The 22,395-nt window shown below is 65.8% G+C and carries 18 protein-coding genes and 1 riboswitch; of the genes, 5 read left to right on the top strand and 13 right to left on the bottom strand.

The annotated features are described in order from the left end of the window. Window positions 1-75: 75 nt before the first annotated feature. Entirely contained in the window at window positions 76-1,182 is a 1,107-nt protein-coding gene (locus QXZ94_RS23960) for a 2'-deoxycytidine 5'-triphosphate deaminase (RefSeq protein WP_315722474.1), read from the bottom strand. A 112-nt stretch (window positions 1,183-1,294) separates the two neighbouring features. After that, a riboswitch (SAM riboswitch) is annotated at window positions 1,295-1,374 on the top strand. A gap of 76 nt (window positions 1,375-1,450) precedes the next feature. Here QXZ94_RS23960 and QXZ94_RS23965 point away from each other — a divergent pair. Continuing rightward, complete coding sequence (locus QXZ94_RS23965; protein WP_315722476.1) at window positions 1,451-2,674, top strand: O-succinylhomoserine sulfhydrylase; 1,224 nt, start codon at window positions 1,451-1,453, stop codon at window positions 2,672-2,674. 92 nt (window positions 2,675-2,766) lie between these two features. On the opposite strand, the gene QXZ94_RS23970 is transcribed toward QXZ94_RS23965, so the two are convergent. Genes QXZ94_RS23970 through QXZ94_RS23980 form a run of 3 tightly spaced genes read right to left on the bottom strand, consistent with a single transcriptional unit; the run spans window position 2,767 to window position 6,070 of the window. Next, window positions 2,767-3,945: a GDSL-type esterase/lipase family protein gene (locus QXZ94_RS23970; RefSeq protein WP_315722478.1), complete on the bottom strand. Its 1,179-nt coding sequence runs from the start codon at window positions 3,943-3,945 to the stop codon at window positions 2,767-2,769. A 14-nt stretch (window positions 3,946-3,959) separates the two neighbouring features. Continuing rightward, window positions 3,960-4,718: an SGNH/GDSL hydrolase family protein gene (locus tag QXZ94_RS23975; RefSeq protein ID WP_315722480.1), complete on the bottom strand. Its 759-nt coding sequence runs from the start codon at window positions 4,716-4,718 to the stop codon at window positions 3,960-3,962. Then, window positions 4,718-6,070, bottom strand: a complete 1,353-nt coding sequence (locus QXZ94_RS23980; protein WP_315722482.1) for an OpgC domain-containing protein — start codon at window positions 6,068-6,070, stop codon at window positions 4,718-4,720. The genes QXZ94_RS23975 and QXZ94_RS23980 overlap by 1 nt, the downstream gene beginning before the upstream one ends. 327 nt (window positions 6,071-6,397) lie before the next feature. On the opposite strand from QXZ94_RS23980, the gene apaG reads away from it, so the two are divergent. Then, complete coding sequence (gene apaG / locus QXZ94_RS23985) at window positions 6,398-6,793, top strand: Co2+/Mg2+ efflux protein ApaG (protein ID WP_172110299.1); 396 nt, start codon at window positions 6,398-6,400, stop codon at window positions 6,791-6,793. A 1,015-nt stretch (window positions 6,794-7,808) separates the two neighbouring features. Here apaG and QXZ94_RS23990 read toward each other — a convergent pair. The 3 genes from QXZ94_RS23990 to QXZ94_RS24000 all read right to left on the bottom strand — a co-directional run bounded on the left by QXZ94_RS23990 (window position 7,809) and on the right by QXZ94_RS24000 (window position 11,239). Next, the gene (locus QXZ94_RS23990) at window positions 7,809-8,816 is read right to left on the bottom strand and encodes an Hsp33 family molecular chaperone (RefSeq protein ID WP_315722485.1); all 1,008 of its coding nucleotides are present in this window, start codon (window positions 8,814-8,816) and stop codon (window positions 7,809-7,811) included. 276 nt (window positions 8,817-9,092) lie between these two features. Beyond that, complete coding sequence (gene argF, locus QXZ94_RS23995; RefSeq protein WP_315726493.1) at window positions 9,093-10,019, bottom strand: ornithine carbamoyltransferase; 927 nt, start codon at window positions 10,017-10,019, stop codon at window positions 9,093-9,095. An 8-nt stretch (window positions 10,020-10,027) separates the two neighbouring features. Then, window positions 10,028-11,239, bottom strand: coding sequence for an aspartate aminotransferase family protein (locus QXZ94_RS24000; protein ID WP_315722487.1), 1,212 nt, complete (start codon window positions 11,237-11,239; stop codon window positions 10,028-10,030). Between the two features lie 472 nt (window positions 11,240-11,711). Between QXZ94_RS24000 and QXZ94_RS24005 the strand changes: the two genes are divergently transcribed. Then, complete coding sequence (locus tag QXZ94_RS24005; RefSeq protein ID WP_315722489.1) at window positions 11,712-12,227, top strand: GcrA family cell cycle regulator; 516 nt, start codon at window positions 11,712-11,714, stop codon at window positions 12,225-12,227. Window positions 12,228-12,300: 73 nt separating this feature from the next. Here the strand turns inward: QXZ94_RS24005 and QXZ94_RS24010 are convergent, their stop codons facing one another. The 4 genes from QXZ94_RS24010 to QXZ94_RS24025 all read right to left on the bottom strand — a co-directional run bounded on the left by QXZ94_RS24010 (window position 12,301) and on the right by QXZ94_RS24025 (window position 16,850). Next, entirely contained in the window at window positions 12,301-13,608 is a 1,308-nt protein-coding gene (locus tag QXZ94_RS24010; RefSeq protein ID WP_315722491.1) for an ATP-binding protein, read from the bottom strand. Window positions 13,609-13,636: 28 nt separating this feature from the next. Beyond that, a complete protein-coding gene (locus tag QXZ94_RS24015) occupies window positions 13,637-14,692 on the bottom strand; it encodes a lysylphosphatidylglycerol synthase domain-containing protein (RefSeq protein ID WP_172110303.1) in 1,056 nt (351 codons plus the stop codon). A 453-nt stretch (window positions 14,693-15,145) separates the two neighbouring features. Beyond that, window positions 15,146-15,451: a hypothetical protein gene (locus QXZ94_RS24020; protein ID WP_315722493.1), complete on the bottom strand. Its 306-nt coding sequence runs from the start codon at window positions 15,449-15,451 to the stop codon at window positions 15,146-15,148. A 4-nt stretch (window positions 15,452-15,455) separates the two neighbouring features. After that, a complete protein-coding gene (locus QXZ94_RS24025) occupies window positions 15,456-16,850 on the bottom strand; it encodes an OmpA family protein (protein ID WP_315722495.1) in 1,395 nt (464 codons plus the stop codon). Window positions 16,851-17,014: 164 nt separating this feature from the next. Here QXZ94_RS24025 and QXZ94_RS24030 point away from each other — a divergent pair, with 164 nt between their 5' ends. Both QXZ94_RS24030 and QXZ94_RS24035 read left to right on the top strand, forming a co-directional pair. Further along, window positions 17,015-18,073 carry a polysaccharide deacetylase family protein gene (locus QXZ94_RS24030; RefSeq protein ID WP_315722496.1) on the top strand — a complete coding sequence of 353 codons (1,059 nt, stop codon included), beginning with the start codon at window positions 17,015-17,017 and terminating at the stop codon, window positions 18,071-18,073. A 119-nt stretch (window positions 18,074-18,192) separates the two neighbouring features. Further along, window positions 18,193-19,002 carry an SDR family oxidoreductase gene (locus tag QXZ94_RS24035; RefSeq protein ID WP_315722498.1) on the top strand — a complete coding sequence of 270 codons (810 nt, stop codon included), beginning with the start codon at window positions 18,193-18,195 and terminating at the stop codon, window positions 19,000-19,002. Window positions 19,003-19,085: 83 nt separating this feature from the next. Here QXZ94_RS24035 and boxB read toward each other — a convergent pair whose 3' ends face one another. Both boxB and boxC read right to left on the bottom strand, forming a co-directional pair. Continuing rightward, window positions 19,086-20,537, bottom strand: a complete 1,452-nt coding sequence (gene boxB, locus QXZ94_RS24040; protein ID WP_315722500.1) for a benzoyl-CoA 2,3-epoxidase subunit BoxB — start codon at window positions 20,535-20,537, stop codon at window positions 19,086-19,088. Window positions 20,538-20,649: 112 nt separating this feature from the next. Beyond that, on the bottom strand, window positions 20,650-22,338 hold the full coding sequence (boxC, locus tag QXZ94_RS24045; protein ID WP_315722502.1) for a 2,3-epoxybenzoyl-CoA dihydrolase: 1,689 nt from the start codon (window positions 22,336-22,338) through the stop codon (window positions 20,650-20,652). Between the last annotated feature and the right edge of the window lie 57 nt (window positions 22,339-22,395).

Below are 22,395 nucleotides of genomic sequence, written 5' to 3' on the forward strand. Positions count from 1 at the left end.
GAAGCCTTCCTAGCACACTGCCGGGGTACGCCCTGTGCGGCGGGCGCATTGGGGGTGCGCGGCAGACGCAGCCGGCTAGAGCCGGAAATGCTTGGACAGCTTGAGGCCCTGGGCCTGGTAGTTGGAGCCGATGCGGCTGCCATACATCGCGTTCGGCCGGGCCAGCATCTTCTCATAGACGAGACGGCCGACGATCTGGCCGTGCTCGAGGATGAACGGCACCTCGCGCGAGCGCACCTCGAGCACGGCGCGCGAGCCCTGCCCGCCGGCGCCGGCATAGCCGAAGCCCGGATCGAAGAAACCGGCATAGTGGACGCGGAATTCGCCGACCAGCGGATCGAACGGCACCATCTCGGCGGCGTAGTCGGGCGGCACCTGCACGGCTTCCTTGGAGGCCAGGATGTAGAACTCGCCGGGATCGAGGATGAGGCTGCCGTCGGGACGCGCCTTGATCGGCTCCCAGAACTCCTCGACCGGATAGCCGGCCCGGCGGTCGACATCGACCACGCCCGTGTGGCGCTTGGCGCGATAGCCGACATAGCCGTTGGCGTTCGCCCCGGAGAGATCGACGGACAGCGCCACGCCGCCGGCGAGATCCGCATCGTCGCGATCGACCAGCCGCTCGGCTTCGTGCAGCGCGATCAGCTCATCCTCGGACAAAACCGCATCGCGGTAGCGGAAGCGGACTTGCGACAGGCGGGAGCCTTCGCGCAACAAGACGGGAAAGGTCTTCGGGCTGATCTCGGCATAGAGCGGGCCATGATAGCCGGCGCCGATCATGTCGAAGCGGCGGGTGCCGTCGGCGATCACGCGCGTGAACACGTCGAGCCGGCCGGTGGAGCTCTTGGGATTGGCGGCGGCGACGATGTCCTTCGGCAGCGCCAGGCTCTCCAGCAGCGGCACGATGTAGACGCAGTTGGTCTCCAGCACTGCGCCGTCGGCGAGCGCGAACTCGTGGAGCTTCAGCTCGTCGATGCGTTCGGCGACGGTCGAGCCGGGGCCGGGCAGAAAGCTCGCGCGCACGCGGTAGGCAACGTCGCCGAGGCGGAGGTCGAGGCTCGCCGGCTGGATCTGACTCTCGACGAAGTCGTATTCGGGAATGATCAGGCCGGCCTCCGCCATCGCCACGATCATGCGGTCGGGCAGGATGCCATGGACGTCGGCGGGAAGCGAGAACGGCAAGACCTGATCCTTTGCAGGCGCCGGAACGGCGGCTATGCGAGCCTATATAGGGTCTTTTGACCGGTTATCCGATGGCTGGCTTGACGGAAAGGCCGGGTGGGACTAAGAGCACGACTTATCCCGTGGTGATTTGAGCCGGCCGGCTTGCAGCCACGTTAAATAAGTCGCTAAACAGGCCGGGGACGATTGTGATCCCGGCCGTGAGGAGTTTTCCCAGGCCGGTTTTTTTGTGCCCATCGCCGACAGCGGTGGTCACGATGGAGGTCACATGTCCAATTCTCCTGCGTCGAAGTCCCCCGCGAAGGCCCCGGCGTCGTTCGCTCAGTATCGTCCCGAAACCCGGCTGGTGCATTCCGGCGGCCTGCGTTCCGAATTCGGCGAGACCGCCGAGGCGCTCTACCTCACCCAAGGTTTCGTCTACGCCACTGCCGAGGAGTGCGAGGCGCGCTTCAAGGGCGAGGACCCCGGTTTCATCTATTCGCGCTTCTCCAACCCGACCACGGCGATGTTCGAGCGCCGCATGATCGAGCTCGAAGGCGCCGAAGCCTGCCGCTCGGCCGCGACCGGCATGGCCGCCGTGACCACCGCGATCCTCGCGCCCTTGCGGGCCGGCGACCACGTCGTCGCGGCCAAGGCGCTGTTCGGCTCCTGTCGCTACGTCGTCGAGGACCTGCTGCCGCGCTACGGCATCGAGTCCACCCTCGTCGACGGGCTCGATCTCGACCAGTGGCAGAAGGCGGTCAGGCCGAACACCAAGTCGTTCTTCCTGGAGAGCCCGACCAATCCGACGCTCGACGTGATGGACATCCCGGCGATCGCCGAGATCGCGCATGCGCATGGCGCGCGGCTGATCGTCGACAACGTGTTCGCGACGCCGATCTGGCAGAGCCCGCTGGCGCTGGGCGCCGATGTCGTCGTCTACTCCGCGACTAAGCATATCGACGGCCAGGGCCGCTGCCTCGGCGGCGTGATCCTGTCGTCGGAGGCGTTCATCGCCGAGCACATCCACAATTTCATGCGCCAGACCGGCCCGTCGATCTCGCCGTTCAATGCCTGGGTCCTGCTCAAGGGCCTGGAGACCCTGGCGGTGCGCGTGCGCGCGCAGACCGAGACGGCGGGGAAGGTCGCTGACTTCCTCGCCGCGCATCCGAAGATTTCGCGGCTGATCTATCCGGGCCGCGAAGACCATCCGCAGGCAGCGACCGTGCGCAAGCAGATGCGCGCCGGATCGACGCTGGTCGGCTTCGAGGTCAAGGGCGGCAAGCCCGCGGCATTCCGCACGCTCAATGCGCTCAAGCTCGCACGGATCTCCAACAATCTCGGCGACTCCAAGACGCTGGTCACCCATCCCGCGACGACCACGCATCAACGGCTGACGCCGGAGGCGCGCGCCGAGCTCGGGATCAGCGAGGGCTTCATCCGCTTTTCGGCTGGGCTCGAGCATGCGGATGATCTGATCGAGGATCTGGATGCCGCCCTTCGGGCGGCATAGCGAATAGCGAATGGGGAGTGGCGAATAGGGATCGGGCGCGTTGATCGATCTGATCCCCCTATTCGCTACTCGCTATTCCCTACTCGCCCGCGTCACATCGGCCGATAGGTCAGCACTTCCGCCGGGGCGTTGATGCCGAGCTTCACCTGGCCGACGGAGCGGATGATGTCATCGCCGAGCAGCTGGGCGAAGCAGGCATAGCCCCAGTCGCTCATGTGCAGGCCGTCCGAGATCACGAACTCGTTGATCGGGATCGCCTGCCGCTCGTGCCAGTCGCGCATCACCTCGAAGCGCGGGAAGATGCCGGCGTGATGCAGCTCGGCGATGCGGCCGAGCAGCTTGTTCATGCGGCTGGCATTCTCCGAACGCTCGTTGACCCTGGGCGAATATTGCAGATCGACCAGCACGACGTCGGACGCCGCCGCCTGGATCTTGGCGACACCGTCCTCGACCAGCCTGGCGGTCTCGGTCGGATCGAGGTCGCGCAGCACGGCGTTGGTCCCGACCTGCCAGATCACGAGATCCGGATGACGGTCAATCACCGACGTCTCCAGCCGCTTCATCATTTCCGGCGCATCCTCGCCGCCGACGCCGGCATTGATGACGCTGATGTCGGCCATCGGATATTGCCGGCGCAGCTGTGCGGCGAGCCGGTTGGGATAATTGTATTCGGGCGCGCTCGAGCCATAGCCCTGGGTCGACGACGAGCCGAACGCGACGATCACGACCGGCAGTCCCGACGCGAGCTTGTTGGCGACATGCGGCAGCGAGATGAAGTTCTTCTTCGCGACGCCTTTCGGCGGCAGGCACGGCACGCGGTTGAAGATGTCGGTGGCGGACTTGGCGACCTGCTTGACCTTGTCGATCGCCCGCTCGGTGATGCTGCGCGACTGAGGTGTCGCGGCCGCGACGGGCTGGACGGCCCCCAACGTCGCATTTGGAGGCGTCGCAGTTGGAGCCGGCACGTTTGCCGCTGACGGCGCGGTCGGTGCTGCCTGTGATATCGCCGTCGGGGACTGACTGGCCGTGGTCGACGGATGCACGGCGGCGATCTGTCCGGTCCCCTGGCTGGCCGCCTGGGCGACCGTGATGTGGCCGATGGTCGGCCGGAGCTCCTTGATGGTCGACGCCTCTGCCTCGGGCGATGCTGCTGACGCGACGCTCTGTGCGTACGCCAGATGCGGACCGATCGAGAGGGCAAGCACCACCGCAACAGCGGCGGACGGCATATTCCATGTCCCAGATACGCGGCGACGACAATTGTAGGTCATGAACACGACGGATCCTAGTTCTGCTGCGCCGGCCCGATATGCGCTGCGTCGATGATGAACTTCGACAGCGCCCGGCCGAGACAGTCGTGAACCTGCTTGGCCAACTCGATCCCGTGCGTTGGATTGAACAGGTCGAAATCGCCCTGCTCGTTCCATTGCCGCATGATGGCGAAGCGGTCGAACAGCGGAATGTCGCGCTGCTGCGCCACGACACGCATGTTGTCGATATAGGGCGGCACGGAGATCAGGGTCTCCGTCCGCGGGCTGTATTGCAGGTTCATCAAGATGACATCAGCCCCCGCGTTCTGCAGCGTCGCGACACCGTCATTGACCGCCTGACGAAACTCATCAGGATCGACGGACCGCATGGCGTCGACCGTGCCGGTTTGCCAGACGACCAAATTAGGCCTTTTTCCTTCCACCAGTTTAACAAGATTGCCAGCGGTTTCTTCGGCGGTCTTCTTCGGCTGCAGTTCGACGGCGAGGTTGACGGTGACCGCAGGGAGCTTGTCCTTCAGCGACGCCTGCAGCCGGGCGGGATAGGCATTGGCGTCGGAGGCGCTGAGGATCGCCGACGAGCGGCTTCCGACCACCAGAATGTTCAGCGTACGGCCGTTCTTGACGGCCTCTGCAACCTTCGGAAGCGGGCTCTCGGTGGTCAGCAGGTAGGCCGGCACCTCGCAGGTCTGCGGCGCATCTTCGGCGCGCGCCGCCGCCGCCAGCGAAACCGCCAGCGCTGCGATACCAAACCTTAACCACGAGACGGACTTCATCAGCCCCCTCCCGCCATGTCGGCGTTGCTGCGCGCACCCTTTCGCGCGGCACCCTTGTCGGCCTCACGCTTGTACCACGAAATCAGCGCTGCAACTCCCCACATGGCAAGGATGCCGCAGAGGCTGATCATGGCATGCATCATGGGGCCGCCGGACACTTCGGCAAGTACGAAGTGGCCTGCAAAGGCGAGAAATACGCCGAGACAGAAGATCTCCAGCGAGTGTTGCCCACAAACAATCAGCGGGCGCAGCCAGCGCGACTTCAGCAGCGGCCAATCCTTGCGCAGATAGTGCACCGTGAGTGCTGCAAGTGCGAGGAAATGAGCGAAACGCAACACGTCCAGGTCTGTCTTGTCGATCGGATACATCCATTGCTCGATTCGGCGCGGCATCAGGTGGCCGAGCTGCGGGATGTACCAGGTCAGCGTGACGCAGAACGCCGCGACCAGATAGGCGACGCAGAGGCCGAGCGTGATCGGTGAGTTGAGGATGCCCGACATGCGCCTGGCGCCGCCAAGCGCGCACCAGGCGCCGAATACGAACAGCAGCTGCCAGGCGAACGGATTGAAGGCCCAGAATCCGTTCGGATAGGCCGACAGATAGAGGTCGAACTCCCAGGTGACCGCGTAGAGAACGACCGACAGCGCGAGCGTCAGGTCGGGACGCCAGCGCATCAGCCACAGGATCAACGGCAGAAACAGCATCAGCACGATGTAGAGCGGCAGCACGTCCATGTTGACCGGGCGGAAGCGCAGGATCAGCGCCTGGACGATGGTCACGTCCGGCTGCTTCAGGAAATCCATGATCCCCATCTCTTCGGTGTAGAGCGGGTTCTCGAAGCTGGTCGCCACGTAGGAGATCTCGGCGAGGAAGATCGTGAACAGGAAGACGTGCGCGACGTAGATCTGCCAGACCCGGCGCAGGATGCGCGCGGTGGCCACGACGAAGCCGGCGTCCTGCATCGCCCGCCCGTAGACGAACGCGGCGGTGTAGCCGGAGATGAAGATGAAGATTTCGGTGGCGTCGGAGAAGCCGTAGTTGCGGATCGTGAACCAGGTCAGAATGTTCGGCGGCAGATGGTCGATGAAGATCAGCCACAGGGCCAGCCCGCGGAACAGATCGAGCCGCAACTCGCGCTCGCCGATCGCCGGGAAGGTGATCGCAGGCGCGGCCGTGGTGGCGGATGCAGCAGGCGCGGTGGGCGCGGCCGTGACGGCCGGCGTCGCGGCGATGGCCGATGCAGCCGCGACGTCCGGCGCAGGCGTGGTCGCGCCGGTCTCCGCAGCCGGCGCTGGCGCGGCTGTGGCTGCGGGGACGGATGGTCCGGCAAGGCGATCGGCAATCGACGTCATCAGTCACCACGTCAAGGCTGCCAGCCCGACAGGCCCGGCAGGAGAAATGTAGGGCTGCGCAGTTTTTGCGCAAGCGATGAAGGACTTATCAGCTGGGCCGTGCCCAGTTTTTCGACTTTGGCGGACGGCCAAGAACGACCGCGTGACGCATGACCGATCGAAAGCTGCCGAGGATGCTGCCAGCCGCAACCGCAAGCCGTCACACGGCGACCAGGGCGCGCAAGCGGATGGCAGAGTCCGCGATTCTGGTGCCATAATCCGGAACTGTGTTGAAAGCACGATGGCGTTACGATTGGTTCCGGGACAAGTTTCCGCTACAATACATCCATGTACCGCGCCGTGACTCGCCACATCGAAGTGACCGTCGAACCGAACTTCCTGCCGGAGAAGTCGTCGGTCGCCGATGGCCGTTGGTTCTGGTCGTATACGGTGGTGATCACCAATACCGGCGAGGAGACCGTGCAGCTGCGCAGCCGGCACTGGATCATCACAGACGGCGTCGGCCGGCAGCAGGAGGTCCGCGGCGAGGGCGTGGTCGGCGAGCAGCCGGTGCTCGCGCCCGGCGAGCGCTTCGAATACACCTCCGGCGTGCCGCTCACCACCGCCTCTGGCTTCATGTCCGGCTCCTATCAGATGGAAAGCGCCGGCGGCGAGCACTTCGACATCGCGGTGCCCGCGTTCTCGCTGGACAGCCCCGACGGTGGCAAGCGGGTGTTGAACTAGGTCGAGACCCGACCCCGCTCGACCCACCCAGCCTCCGACGCCCTGCACGGTTCCCGGTTTCACGCTCGTCTCAGCTCGCACGCAGCCGACGACTCCACTGCTGTCGTCCCGGGCAAGCGTCCGGCAACGCGTAGCGTTGGCGGACGCGCAGACCCGGGATCCATAACCACAGGATTCAGTTTGTCGACGGCTGGAGCGGCGTTCTCGTCTCACCACTCAGCCCTGTGGTTCTGGGTCCCGGCGCGAGGCCGGGACGACACCGTTGATGTCGAGCCAGGCTGCCTTACCCTTGGCAGGGCGCGTTAGCTGAGAGTCCACGATCACGCTAAACATCATCGTTCTCGCCACGCCTTCGCGCCCGAGCTGTGTCCATTCGTCCGCCCTCTCGATCAGAGGGCGCAGGGAAGGCCGGGCCTCGGCCGAGGCCCGTGGCCCGCCTGCGGAAAAAATGCAGGCGGCAGGTACCACAGGTTCAGCCGGAACGACCCGGCCCTCCCTGCGCGACGGTTTTAGCGGCTGCTTCGCGTTCTCCCTGGTGCGCCGGGCTTTCTGGCCACCATCCCCATGCGAAGCTGGGCTTCAGCATGAGTTGACATCAGCGTCGGGATGTCAGGACCGCGCGACTTGACCGTGCGTGCATCGCCGTTCGTCCGCGCAGACTGATCCACGCTGCGTCGACACACGCCCATCGCATCCCACTGCCAACGTCTCGTGACGGTCGCGACACGCCCCTCATGCGGCAGCAGGGACGCGCGGAAATGTGCCAGTGATTTGCCCGACGGCACAAGTTGTTTGTTGCTGCGGCAGAATAGCGCGACGGGCAAGGCCAGCGTCGTGAAAGATCCGCAGAGATTGCGAACTGATAATCGCAGCCCGTGAAGAGACCGACGCCATGCCGGTGACTGCGCTCTCTCCCCCAAGGCGAAGCGAAGCTTCGCCGGGGTGGGAGAGGGCGCTGTATCAAGCAGCGAAACCGCCGAGCTCGCTCCGCATGTCATGCCAGGACGCGCGAAGCTCAATTCTCCGTCACGCCCGCTTCGTGCGGCGTGAACTCATAGACCGAGGAGCAGAACTCGCAGGTGACGACGACCTTGTCGTCCTTGACCATGTCGGCGCGGTCCTGGGGCGAGAAGCTCTTCAGCATGTTGGCGACCGCATCGCGCGAGCAGGAGCAGCGCGCCTGCAGCGGCACGAGATCGAAGACGCGGACGCCGCGCTCGTGGAACAGACGATACAGCAGCCGTTCGCCCGACAGCGAGGGATCGATCAGCTCGACGTCCTCGACGGTCGCGACCAGCGACTGGCCCTCGACCCAGGCCTCGTCTTCTTCGACCGCGTGCAGCTCTGTGCCCTCGGGCGCGTCGCCGGGATGCAGGTCGGCCTGGCGCAGACGCTCCGGCGCCTGCGGCAGGAATTGCGTCAGCAGGCCGCCGGCGCGCCAGCGGTGCTTGCCGCCGCTCCACTCCTCGCCGACGGCGAGACGCACGCGGGTCGGGATCTGCTCGGAGCGCAGGAAGTATTCGTGCGCGGCCTCCTCCAGGCTGCCGCCGGTGAGCGCAACCAGGCCCTGGTAGCGGCTCATGTCGGGGCCCTGGTCGATGGTCATCGCCAGATGACCCTTGCCGAGCAGAGCGCCGGAATGACTTTGAGCATCCTTGGCCTCGCCGAGGCGCGCCTCGTCGTAGCGCGCATAGGCGCGCAGCCGGTCGGGCGCCTGGAAGTCGACCACCAGGAACGACACCGGACCGTCGGTCTGGGTCTGCAGGATGAAGCGGCCGTCGAACTTCAGCGAGGACCCGAGCAAGGTCGTCAGCACGATGGCCTCGCCGAGCAGCTTGCCGACCGGCGCCGGATAAGAGTGCTTGGTGAGGATGTCGTCGAGCGCGGGCCCCATGCGGGTGAGCCGCCCGCGCAGATCGAGCGCCGCGACCTCGAACGGCAGCACGGCGTCATCGACCGGCACGGCGGACGGCGCGCGGCTGGTGTCGAGGTTGATGTCGGTATCGGGGGGATTGGCTGTCATGGGGCGTATTTGGGGTTGATTGGGCCGAATGGAAGGGCATACGGGCATCCCTCGGCTGTCGTCCCGGCCTTGAGCCGGGACCCATACCGCGGATGCTATCGAGGGACGTCGGTGGTCGTCGCCCGTCTGATAGCCGACGCTAAGCCGCAATCGACGGACTAAGATCGCGGCAACGACGCAGAGCAACGGCCACTACTACAAATCAGTTAGATCACGCGGTATGGGTCTCGGCTCAAGGCCGGGACGACACCGGTGGTGGTGGGGCGCAGTCGAGACCTACGCCCGCTCGCCGAAACACCACGCCAGAATGCCCTTCTGGGCATGCAGGCGGTTTTCGGCTTCGTCGAACACCACCGACTGCGGGCCGTCGATCACCTCGTCGGTGACCTCCTCGCCGCGGTGGGCGGGCAGGCAGTGCATGAAGATCGCTTCCGGCTTCGCCAGCGACATCAGCTTGGAATTGACCTGATACGGCTTGAGCAGGTTGTGGCGATGCTCGCCGTCCTTGTCGCCCATCGACACCCAGGTGTCGGTGATGACGCAGTCGGCGTTCTTCACGGCGACGTCCGGATCATGGCCGAGATGGATGTCGGCCTTGGTGGCGCGGATGAAATCCTTCATCGGCTTGCCCGGCGACAGCTGCGGCGGGGTGGCGACGTTGAGGCGGAACTTGAAGCGCTCGGCGGCATGCGCCCAGGAGGCCAGCACGTTGTTGTCGTCGCCGGTCCAGGCCACGGTGCGGCCCTCGATCGATCCGCGATGCTCCTCGAAGGTCATGACGTCGGCCATCACCTGGCACGGATGCGAGCGCCGCGTCAGGCCGTTGATGACCGGCACGGTGGCATGCGCGGCGAGCTCGAGCAGCGCCTCGTGACTGAGGATGCGGATCATGATCGCGTCGACATAGCGCGACAGCACGCGCGCGGTGTCGGCAATGGTTTCGCCGCGGCCGAGCTGCATCTCGGCGCCGGTCAGCATGATCGCCTCGCCGCCGAGCTGGCGCATGCCGACGTCGAACGACACCCGCGTGCGGGTCGACGGCTTGTCGAAGATCATCGCCAGCACCTTGCCCTCGAGCGGCTTCTTCGCCGGCTCGTTGGCCTTCAGCGTCTGCTTCATCCGGCTGGACAGCGCCAGCATGTTGCGCAGCTCTTCGACCGGCATCTCGGTGAGATCGAGGAAGTGACGCGGCGTGTTGCCCATGGTCCTGCTCATGATGCGGCCGCCTGCCTGGCAGGACCGCCCGACAGCGCCGTGCAGGCGCGATCGAGCATGTCGACCGATTGTTCGATTTCGGATTCATTGACGATCAGCGGCGGCAGGAAGCGCACGACGTTGTCGCCGGCGCCGACGGTCAGCAGCTTCTGATCGCGCAACGCGGCAACAAGATCACCCGACGGCACCACCGCCTTGACGCCGATCAAAAGACCCTCGCCGCGAATTTCCGCGATGATGTCGGGATGACGGTCTTTCACCGCCGCGAGCTTCTGCTTCAACAGCAGCGACATCTTGCGGACGTGGTCGAAGAAGCCGGGCGCCAGCATCACGTCGAGCACCGCATTGGCCGCCGACACCGCCAGCGGATTGCCGCCGAAGGTCGAGCCGTGCGAGCCCGGCGTCATGCCCGAAGCCGCCTCGGCCGTCGCGAGCACCGCGCCGATCGGGAAGCCGCCGCCCAGCGCCTTGGCCAGCGACATCACGTCCGGCGTGACGCCGAGCCAGCGATGCGCGAACAGGTCGCCGGTCCGCCCCATCCCGGTTTGCACCTCGTCGATGACGAGCAACAAGCCGTTGTCGTCGCAGAGCTGGCGCAGCGCCTTGTAGAACGTGAGCGGCGCGGTGCGCACGCCGCCTTCGCCCTGCACCGGCTCGACCAGGATGCCGGCCGTGTGCGGACCGATCGCCTTCTTCACCGCCTCGATGTCGCCGAAAGGCACCTGATCGAAGCCGTCCATCGGCGGACCGAAACCTTCGAGATATTTGGCGGAACCGGTCGCCGCGAGCGTCGCCAAGGTGCGGCCATGGAACGCGCCTTCGAACGTAATGATACGGTAACGTTCAGGATGGCCTTTCGCCGCGTGATATTTGCGCGTGATCTTGATCGCGCCTTCCATCGCCTCGGCGCCGGAATTGGCGAAGAACACGTAGTCCGCGAAGCTCTGCTCGCACAGCCTGGCGGCGAGGCGCTCGCCGTCCGGGCTCTTGAACAGGTTCGACATGTGCCAGAGTTTCGTCGCCTGCTCCTGCAGCGCCTTGACGAGATGCGGATGCGCATGTCCCAGCGAGTTGACGGCGACGCCGGAGGTGAAGTCGAGATAGCGATCACCATTGGTCGCGATCAGCCACGCGCCTTCGCCGCGCTCGAACGACAGATCGACCCGGGCGAATACGGGGAGCAGATGCGTAGCAGCAACACTTGTCATGGCGATCACATGAGCTGACGGGTGGCCGAGACACGCGCCATGCGATGCCATCGCGCATCAGGGACCCCACCCTGGAAAACAAAATGTGCCGCCTTTTCAAGGCGGCACGTGCACCTATTGTATGCGGGCGGCGGTGGGAGTCAACTACGCGTAAGCTGATGGGCCGGCGCCGGTCCGTGAGATTGCGGGCGCATGACATAGCTCAAAACATGCCACACGGAACCGCGGAATGTGTGGACGGTGACCACCGACTCTTGCGCGAGAGTCACGCCATATTGTAGCGTTTTCAGCGTCGAGTACGACATCTCGTGCGGCAGTTCTGATCCCTCTAGGAGTTCTCTAGTTCGCGTAACGTCCGGGTGCTTCACGCGCTCCCGGCGAGGGATAAGGGATTCTGCCGGCAGGGGTTTTTGAGACAAATATCGCAGCGCCGTCCCAGAATTGGCCGGCGCAACGCGAAGGGAAAGGTTCGATGACGGTATTGACCTGGTCCGACGATCGCGTCGAGCAGCTGAAGAAACTCTGGGAGGCCGGACTGTCGGCCAGCCAGATCGCCGCGGAACTCGGAAACGTGACGCGCAACGCCGTGATCGGCAAGGTGCACCGGCTGGGCCTCTCCGGCCGCGCCAAGAGCCCGGCGACCGCAGCACCGCGCCAGCGCAAGGCGGCCCGTCCGGCGCAGCCGATGATGCGCGTGGCCCGTCCGGTGGCCCGCGGCAACACGGCGCTCGCACAGGTTTTCGAGGTCGAGGCAGAGCCCGATCCGGTTGCATTCGACAACGTCGTGCCGATGAACCAGCGGCTGTCGCTGCTGGAGCTCAATGAAGCGACCTGCCACTGGCCGGTCGGCGATCCCTCCAGCCCGGACTTCTTCTTCTGCGGCGGCAAGGCGCTTTCCGGCCTGCCCTATTGCGCGCAGCATTCGCGCGTCGCCTATCAGCCCGCGGCCGACCGGCGCCGCCAGCCGGCGAAGTCGACGACGCGCTGAGCGCGCGTGCCGCGCCAACTAACAAGCCATGAGGATGGCCCGGCTCGCGCCGGGCCTTTTGCATTCTGGACGGTCAGGATCCGCGTTGCGGCCGAGACTGCGGGAAGCACGCCGTGAAGGCCGCGCCGTTGCGCGGCACGCTCTCGATCAGCAGCCGGCCGCGATGCCGGTTGAGGATGTGCTTCACCAGCGACAGGCCGAGGCCCGTGCCGCCCTGGGCACGGCTGTCGCCGACATCGACGCGATAGAAGCGTTCGGTCAGCCGCGGCAGATGCTCCGGCGCGATGCCGGGGCCGAAATCACGCACCTTGACCCGGATCTCCGGCGCGTTCTCGGCCGAGACGGCCTGCTCCAGCGACACCACCACCCGGCCGCCGGAGGCGCCGTATTTCAGCGCGTTCTCGATCAGGTTCTCGAACACGCGCAGCAGCTCCTCGCGATCGCCCGCAATGGTGACCGGCGCCTCCGGCAGGCTGGTCTCGATCACCACCTGGCGCTCCCTGGCCAGCGGCTCGAGACCGTCGGTGACCTGGCGGATGATCGGAACGACGTCGACCAGCGTGTCGGGGCGGACATGCGCCGACAGCTCCACGCGCGACAGCGACAGCAGATCGTCGATCAGCCGCGCCATCCGCGTGGCCTGGGTATGCATGATGCCGAGGAAGCGCTCGCGCGCCTTGGGATCGTCCTTGGCCGGGCCCTGCAAGGTGTCGATGAAGCCGGACAGCGCGGCGAGCGGCGTGCGCAGCTCGTGGCTGGCATTGGCGACGAAATCGGCGCGCATCTCCTCGACCCGGCGCAGCGGGGTCAGGTCGCGGAATGTCATCAGCATGCACTTGTCGGTGCCGCCGAACGCGGTCGGCACCGGAACGGGGACGATGACCAGCTCCATCCAGCGGTCGACCGGCACGTGGTCGTGATAGCTCGCACGCCGGATCTCGGTGGTGGCGATCGCCTCGCGCAGCGCGGTGATGATCTCGGGCGAGCGCAGCGCGAACTGGGCGAGCTCGCCCTTGCGCAGAGCCGGCGCGAGCTGCGCCGCCGCCGCGTTGAGATGGATGACGCGGCCGGCGCGGTCGAGCAGCACGGCGGGATCGGGGATGCCGTCGACGACGGCGCTGACGGCCGGCGCTTCCACGGGATTGGCGTGGCGCTCCTCCTCGCGCTTGGCGACCGCGCTGTGCAGCCGCCACGGCACCAGCGCGGCGGCGGCGATGCAGAGAAACACCGCCAGCGCCCGGAGCGGCAGCAGCTCGTCGAGCAGCACCAGCCCCGCCAGCGCCAGCGCGGCGGCCAGCAGAATGATGGCCGAATGCCGCAGCCGGTCCGGCCACGGGGTGAAGATGGTCAGGTTGGAGTGGGAGGGAGCGTCGAGGGCCATCGCGTCCTAGTCTGCTCCACTTGTCGCGTCAGGCACCGGAATCGCTGCGCTTCCTCACATAAGCGGCCTCGGGCGGGGGGCCCGGATCGAGGCTGAGCGCCGCCTGGCGCAGCCGCTTCGACCTGGCGCTGATGATAACCTCCCGAAACGTCAGCAGGATTACAGAAATGAGGAACGGCGCCAAATAATACAGCATCCGGAACAGCAGCATTCCGGCGAGCAGCTCCTCGCGGTCCATCTGCCAGAGGCCGACGAGCATGGCGGCGTCGAACACGCCGAGCCCGCCCGGCGAGTGGCTGGCGAAGCCGAGCAGCGTCGCGGAGACGAAGATCACGGCGACCACGACGAAGCCGAGATTGGGCTCGTCCGGCACCAGCACGTACATCGCCAGCGCGCAGAAGCCGAGATCGACGATGCCGATCACGATCTGCAGGAGTGTCAGCGGCCCGCCCGGCAGCACCACGGTCCACGGCCCGCGGCCGACCACGCGCGGCTTGGTCCAGACCCAGGCGACATAGCCCATCAGCCCGACCAGGATGGCGATCGCCGCCATGCGGTTGACCCAGGGCGGCAGCTGGTCGATCGAGGCCGCGGCCTCCGGATGATAGCAGATGCCCATGCCGAGTACGGCGGCGTTGCCGAGCCAGAAGGTCAGGCCGGCGAGGAAGCAGATCTTGGCGACGTCGATCGCGTTCAGCCCATGGGCCGAATAGATGCGGTAGCGCACGGCGCCGCCGGTGAACACGCTGGCGCCGACATTGTGGCCGATCGAATAGCTGGTGAACGCAGCCAGCGCGTTGATGCGATACGGCACGTGGTCGTGGCCGATCGCGCGCACCGCGAACAGGTCGTAGAAGGTCAGCGTGAAATAGCCGGCGGCGACGAACAAGGCGGCGAGCGCGATCTGGTGCGGCTCCGTGCTCTTGATCGCCTCGAGAACCTCGTAGGTGTCGATGCCGCGCAGCATGTGGTAGAGGACGTAGCAGGCGACCGCGATGACGGCGATGCTGATGAGCACGCCGAGCTTGTGCAGGACTTGCTTCTCGCGCAGGAACGTGGCCGCTCCGCGTATGGCTTCAAGCATCTACACCTCTCACCGTGATCCGATCACGACGGCCGGGGACAGGGCGCCCTGGAGGTCGCCACGTCATGTGCGCATACAACGCCCTCGTAGCGCGTTTCGACGCATTGGGGAACAAGGGGCGTGTGAACAAAAGCGTACACATGGTTATACTTAGCAGGCTTTACGGAATTGCCATGCACCCTTTTGCCGCACATGGGGCAATGCGGCGGCACGGCACTGAGGCATGACGGACGGCAAGATCTCCGCACCGTCTCGTTCAACCTGCGCACCGCCGGTTAAACTTCGGTGAGGAGCGCCAATCTCCGGGCTTTTTCTGGAGGCTCCGGGCGGGCCCGACGCATGACCAGACGATAAGCGTCGGCTGCCGCTTTGACAGGCCAAGCTGTTGTCAAACCTTCGTGTCTCGCGGCCGCACGGGCTCGGCAGCAGGGGCTTACGCGGATCTCGCCCGCGTCAGGCCGCCGACCGCTGCCGCATGCTGCGGGTCACCACCAGCGCCCGCAGCCAGGTGCCGATCGCGCAGCCGAGCAGATAGGGCACGAACAGGATCAGCAGCAGATCGAGCCAGTAGCCGGCCCGGCCGGGAACGATGCAGGCGACGGTCGCCGCCACCAGTCCCGCTGCCAGCGCCGCCAGCAGCCAGGTCAGCCAGCCCGACACGCCGGGCGCCCGGTGAACCACCGCGACCCAGCCCATGGCCAGCCCGATGGCGAAGGCCCCGGTCAGCCAGCCCCAGTGGAAGGCAATCAGATAGGCCATGACGTCACCTCACCACGAATTCGATGCGCCGGTTCTGCGCCCGGCCGTCGCCGGTGTCGTTCGACGCGACCGGTTGAGTGCTGCCATAGCCGATCGCCGAGAAGCGGTCGGCCGGCAGCCCGGCCCTGGTCAGGTAGTCGACCACGGCCTGCGCGCGCTTCTGCGACAGCACCTGATTTGCAGCCGCATCGCCCTCGCCGTCGGTGTGGCCGATGATCTCGACATTGGCGGTGGGGCAGCGGAACGCGATCTCGACCATGCGGTCCAGCAGGCCGGTGGAATCCCGGTCGAGGTCGCTGCGGCCGGTCTCGAAGCGGATCTTGGCCTTGCCGAGCACGTTCGTGAACAGCTGCTGGCACACCGTCGGGTCGACCGGGGCTGCGGCCGGCTTGACCGTGATCTCCGCCTTGACCTGCCAGCCCTGCGGGACCTCCTTGGCGAGCCCCGTCCGGATCTGGGCGGCGGCGGCATCATAGAGCGCATCGCCGGAAATCTTGATGTCGCGATCCGAGACCACCAGCGTGCCGGTCGACAGCCGCGACAGCGCGCCGAGCGCCGGCACCACCGCGTTCACGAAATTCGTCGGCGCACCGATGCTGTTCTTGAGATTGTCGACGACCTTCTCGTTGAAGAACTTGCGTGAGGACGAGCCGACCACGACGGCATGGATGTTCTCGTCGGGCACGTTGCCGGCGAGCGTCACGGTGACCGCGACCGGATCCTTGTAGGCCTGGAAGATGTAGGGCGGCGCCTTGACCTCGTTATTGGCGACCTTGAAGCCGTCCGGCAGCTTGCCGAGCGCGGCGGCGATCGACTCGCGGCCGCCGAGCTCGCGCGCCATGCCGGTCAGCGTGACGTCGCCATCCGAGATCGTGAACCGGCCGTCCTTCAGCTTGCCGATCTGGCCGATCAGCAGCAGCGCGGCGTCCTCGAAGCGGGCCGGCGCGCCACGCGCCAGCCCCATCTGGTCCGCGACCTCGACGCCGGGCAGCGCCGCACGCGTCGCCTCCATCAGCCTGCCCTTGAGCGCCGGCAGCGGCGCGCTGCCGCCCAGGGTCACGCGGACGACGTCGCGCTCGGCCGACCACACGAAGGGCTTGGCCTCGGGCACCAGCCGGGTCTGGTCGTTGACGAGCCGCACGCCGGCGACGGCATCGACCGCAGACACGGCATCACGGCGTCCGGCCTCGGAAAACGCGTCGGCGCGGAGCGAGACGTCGCGGCCATCGACGGCGATGCTGGTCTTGTCGAGAACGGCCCCCTTGAGTGCGGCCGAACTGCGGCCCGCGAGATCATTTTCCAGCGGAACGGTGCTGGTCCAGGCGGCAAAGCCCCAAAGCACGATCAGCGGGATGACGCCGGGCCACCATTTGCCGCTCCACCTGAAAAGTCCGCGCATTCGTCATCCGTCGCATCGAGGAAGCAGAGAGAAAACAAACCCTTGCGGGCCTGTCAAACCGGAAATCATCGCGGCCCTCCGGTACGTTTCGACCGGAGGCTAAGGGTTTCTTCAATCATTCGTCGGTAACCTTGTCCCGACATCCACCGGGCCGCTTATTTCAGATGAGGCGATTTCGCAAAACCTTTATCCGCGCCGGCCTGGAAGCGCTGTATCTCAGCGGCGCGCATGTCTGGCTGCGACCGATCTTCTCAGGCGTCGGCGCGATCTATACGCTGCATCACGTGCGGCCGCGGCGCGACGCCGATTTCCAGCCCAATTGTCATCTGGAAGTCACCCCCGAATTCCTCCGCGAGATGCTGTCGCATCTGCGCGACCACGACATCGAGATCATCACGCTCGACGAGTTGCACCACCGGCTGGTGGAGCGCAATTTCGCGCGCCGCTTTGCCTGCTTCACCTTCGACGACGGCTATCGCGACAACCGCGACTATGCGCTGCCGGTCATGCGCGAGTTCGACGCGCCGTTCACGATCTATGTGACGAGCGACTTCGCGGAAGGCCGCGGACGGCTGTGGTGGGTGGCGCTCGAGCTCGTCGTCGCGAAGGCCGAGGCGATCGACATCGAGATCGGCGGCCTTGCGCTGCGGCTCGATGCATCGACGCCGGCAGCCAAATGCGTGACGTTCCAGCGCCTGCACGACTGGCTGCGGTCGTTGCCGGGGGACCACGACATCCAACGCGAGATCGGCGCGCTATGCGCCAGGAACGGCATCGACGACGCCTCGATCTGCCGCGAGCTCTGCATGTCCTGGGACGAGTTGAAGGCGCTGTCGGCCGAGCCGCTCGTCTCGATCGGCGCGCATTCGATCAGCCACTGCAATCTCGCCAAGCTGAGCGAGGAGACGGCGCGGATCGAGATTGCCGAAAGCCGGACGCGGATCGAGACCGAGTTGCAGCGATCCGTGCTGCACATGGCCTATCCCTACGGCGATCGCGCCGCCGCAGCGCAGCGGGAATTCGTGCTGGCCGCGGCGAGCGGCTACAAGACTGCGGTGACGACGCGGCCCGGCATGATCTTCGCCGAGAGCGCCGATCATCTCACCGCTCTGTCGCGCGTCTCGTTGAACGGACACTACCAGGATGCCCGCGTGCTGCCGGTGCTGACCTCCGGCGCGGCGACCGCGATGTGGAACGGCTTCCGCCGCATCGACGCGGCGTAAGGCCGCCCCACGCCCTCCTCCGACCAAATTTCGGCGCACGCATTCGCGCGACTGCGTCTCACTTGACAGTGCCGGCGCGTCCTGCCCACAAGCGCACGACATAAGGAAAGGGAGGCACCATGCTCAACAATCTGTTCTCGCTCGAAGGGCGCATCGCGCTCGTCACCGGCGGCTCGCGCGGCATCGGCAGGATGATCGCCTCCGGCCTGCTCGCGCATGGCGCGGCGCGGGTCTACATCACCGCGCGCAAGGCCGGTCCGTGCGAGGAGACTGCGAAGGCGCTGACGGCGGAATATGGCGGCGAATGCATCGCGCTGCCGATCGACATCTCGACCATGACCGGCATCGACATGCTCGCCGCCGAGATCAGGAAACGCGAGCCCAAGCTCGACATCCTCGTCAACAATGCCGGCGCTGCCTGGGGCGCGGAGTTCGACGAGTTTCCCGAGAGCGGCTGGGACAAGGTGATGAATCTGAACCTGAAGACGCCGTTCTTCCTCACCAAGGCGCTGGCGGCTCCCCTGCGCGCAGCAGCGAGCGCCGAGCGGCCGGCCAAGGTGATCAACATCGCCTCGATCGACGGCATCTTCGTCAATCCGCTGGAGACCTATTCCTATGCGGCGAGCAAGTCCGGCCTGATCCACCTGACGCGGCGCATGGCGGCGAAGCTGATCAAGGACCACATCGTGGTGACGGCGATCGCACCGGGCCCGTTCAAGTCCGACATGAACAAGGCGGCGCGCGACAATGCCGACGAGGTCGCCGCGCGCGTGCCGGCCGGCCGCATCGGCACCGATGAGGACATGGCGGGAACGGCGATCTTCCTGGCGTCGCGCGCCGGCGACTACGTGGTGGGCAATACGATCGCGGTGGACGGCGGCATCGTCTACGCGAACCCGGGCATTCCGGGCGCGGGCTGGGATAGCTGAGGCCGAATAGCGAATAGCGAATAGCGAATAGCGAATAGGCCAATATCCCTACTCGCTATTCGCCACTCCCTATTCGCTTCTCGTCAGGTCTCGATCTTCACGTACTCGAAATCGCCCGGCTTGTTGTCGATGCCGACCTTGGGCGGGGCGATCCAGGAGGCGTATTCGCCGATCTCGGTCACCGGCTTCATCAGCGAGGAGATGTAGGCGCCGTCGTCGGCCGAGGGCAGCCAGTCGCCCTTGCGCTTCTGCCAGGTGCCCGCGTCGATCAGGATGCCGTCGGGCGTCGCATGGACGTCCTTGAACTCGCCGATCGCGCGGTGGAAAGCGGTATGCGGCAGCTTCAGCTCGAAGTCGTAGCCGGCCGTGGTGATGATCTTGTTCCAGCGCAACAGACCCTTGATGCAGTCCTGCGAGTAGTCGTCGCGCAGGCGCATGTTGAGTGCAGTCAGCGCCGGCTCGTCGACGCGCTTGATCTCGCCATCGACCAGTTTGAGCACCGGATAGGTCGAGTTCTTGAGCTGGTGATCGTCCTGGATCTGGGTCTCGTGGTAGCGGCCCTTGATGCCGGCGTTGAAGGCGTTCGCCGCGTTGGTCGAGACCTCCGAGCCGAACAGATCGAGCGACAGCGTGTAGTGCAGGTTCAGCTTCTTCTGGATGGTCGGCAGGTCGATGACGCCGAGCGCGCGCACCTTGGCGATATCGGTGGGATCATCGATGCCGGCGGCGCGCATCGCATCGACGGTGCGCTGGATGACGCGGCCGACGCCGGTCTCGCCGACGAACATGTGGTGCGCTTCCTCGGTCAGCATGAAGCGGCAGGTGCGCGACAGCGGATCGAAGCCGGACTGCGCGAGCGAGTGCAGCTGCATCTTGCCGTCGCGGTCGGTGAAGTAGGTGAACATGAAGAACGACAGCCAATCCGGCGTCTTCTCGTTGAAGGCACCGAGCATGCGCGGAGAGTCCGCGTCGCCCGAGCGGCGGCGCAGCAGATCATCTGCCTCCTCGCGGCCGTCGCGGCCGAAATATTTCTGCAGCAGGTAGACCATCGCCCAGAGGTGACGGCCCTCCTCGACGTTGACCTGGAACAGGTTGCGCATGTCGTAGAGCGACGGCGCGGTCTTGCCGAGATGCCGCTGCTGCTCGACCGAGGCCGGCTCGGTGTCGCCCTGGATCACGATCAGGCGGCGCATCAGCGCGCGGTATTCGCCGGGGACCTCCTGCCAGGCCGGCTCGCCGTAATGCTCGCCGAACGGGATCTTGCGATCCTCTTCCTGCGGGGCCAGCAGGATGCCCCAGCGATAATCGGGCATCTTGACGTAGTCGAACTTGGCCCAGCCGCGCGGATCGACCGAATATGCCGTGCGCAGATACACCAGCGACTGCTGGAAGCCCTCGGGCCCCATGTCGTTCCACCAATCGACATAGCCGGGATGCCAGCCCTCAAGTGCCTTGAGGACCTGACGGTCCTCAGCAAGATTCACGTTGTTGGGGATCTTCGTGCTGTAGTCGACGTTCATGATATTCATATTCATCGCCGTGCTCCTTGGCCGGCGAATAGCGAATGGCGAGTAGCGAATGGAGCACCGCCCAATTCGCAACACCCCTATTCCCTATTCGCACCTCCCTATTCGCTCTTCTCTGCTCTCAGACTCTCGTCATGTCATACTGCGGCCGCTCGCCGGTGCCGTAGCGCCGGAGTGCGCCGTCCTCGCCGACCGCGTTGGGGCGCTGGAAGATCCAGTTCTGCCAGGCGGTCAGGCGGGCGAAGATCTTCGACTCCATCGTCTCGGGACCGGCGAAGCGCAGATTGGCTTCGAGACCGGTGAGGCTGTCGGGCGAGAAGCTGGCGCGCTCCTCGAGGAAGACGCGGATCTCGTCCTCCCAGTCGATGTCATCCAGCGCGAAGGTGACGAGCCCGAGCTCCTCGGCTTCATCGGCCTCCAGCGGCTTGCCGACGTGCTCGTGCACGCGCTCGAGCCCGTTGGGATCGTCGAGGAAGCGCGACTGCAGCCGGGTCAGGCCGTGGCTCATCGGGTAGGGGCCGAAATTCATCGCCGACAGTTCGATCGCCGGCGCCGGGCGGTTGTCGCCCTGGATGGTGCCGATCAGCATGTAGGAGCGGTCGGAGGCGAACACGAGCTCGGCCAAGGTGCCGGCGAAGCAGGAGCCGGGCTCGACCAGGGTCACCAGCGTGCGCGACGTGACGTCGATGCGCTTGAGCACGCGCTTCCAATAATGCCTGATCTCGTTGACCAGCCAGTGCGCCTTGTTGGCTTCGAGGAACGCATCGTGCGCAAGCACCTGGGCGCGGTCGCCATGCGACTTGAACACCAGCATGGCGATGCCGAGCTCGTTGATGCGCAGATGCAGGATGGCGTCGTCGAGCTCGCGCGCAACCTGCAGGGGCCAGAACGACGCGCCCTGCCCGATCATGCCGTCGATATCGGCCGGCGGCGCGGCCTCGGGCGCCGAGATCGTGATGGTGGCGATGCGAGCGGCACGGTCGATGTCGACATTGACGAAGCCGTAGCGCACGCTCGACGCATCGATCACGCGCTTGAGCGGGGTCAACTGAACGCCCTTGCCGCTGCCGTTGCGCTTGGAGGCGGCCGCGAACTCCTTGGCACGCTCGGCGACCTTGGCATCGACCTTGGAGTTCGGCGCGATCTCGTCGACCAGGCGCCACTGCACGGCGCGCTTGCCCTTGACGCCCTCTTCCGTGGTGCAGAACGCGTCCGCGCGGTCGCGGCGCACCTTGCGCTTGTCGACGACGCGGGTGAGACCGCCGGTGCCCGGCAGCACCGCGAGCAGCGGCACCTCGGGCAGCGACACCGAGGACGAGCCGTCATCGGCGAGGATGATGTGATCGGTGGCGAGCGCGAGCTCATAGCCGCCGCCGGCCGCGGTGCCGTTGACGACGGTGATGAAACGCTGCCCGGAATTCTCGGATGAATCCTCGAAGCCGTTGCGGGTCTCGTTGGTGAACTTGCAGAAGTTGACCTTGTGGGCGTGGGTGGCGCCCGCCAGCATGCGGATGTTGGCGCCGGCGCAGAACACGCGCGGCTTGGCCGAGCGCAGCACCACGACCTTCACCTCTGGATGTTCGAAGCGCAGCCGCTGCACGGCATCGGCGAGCTCGATGTCGACGCCGAGATCATAGGAATTGAGCTTGAGCTGGTAGCCCTCGAACAGGCCGCCATTCTCGTCGACGTCCATGGCGAGCGTCGCCACCTCGCCGTCGATCGACAGCTTCCAATGCTTGTAGCGGGAGGGATCGGTCTGGAAATCGATGAACGTCTTGCCTCCCGCGAGCACGCGGTCTTCCCCGGCCATGAGTCACCCTTACGTTGGAGTGCTTTATCGTTGAGATGTAAAATAATGCATGTTCTG

Origin of the sequence: Bradyrhizobium sp. SZCCHNS2022 (genome assembly GCF_032377575.1) — a bacterium.
Taxonomy (GTDB): Bacteria; Pseudomonadota; Alphaproteobacteria; order Rhizobiales; family Xanthobacteraceae; genus Bradyrhizobium; species Bradyrhizobium aeschynomenes.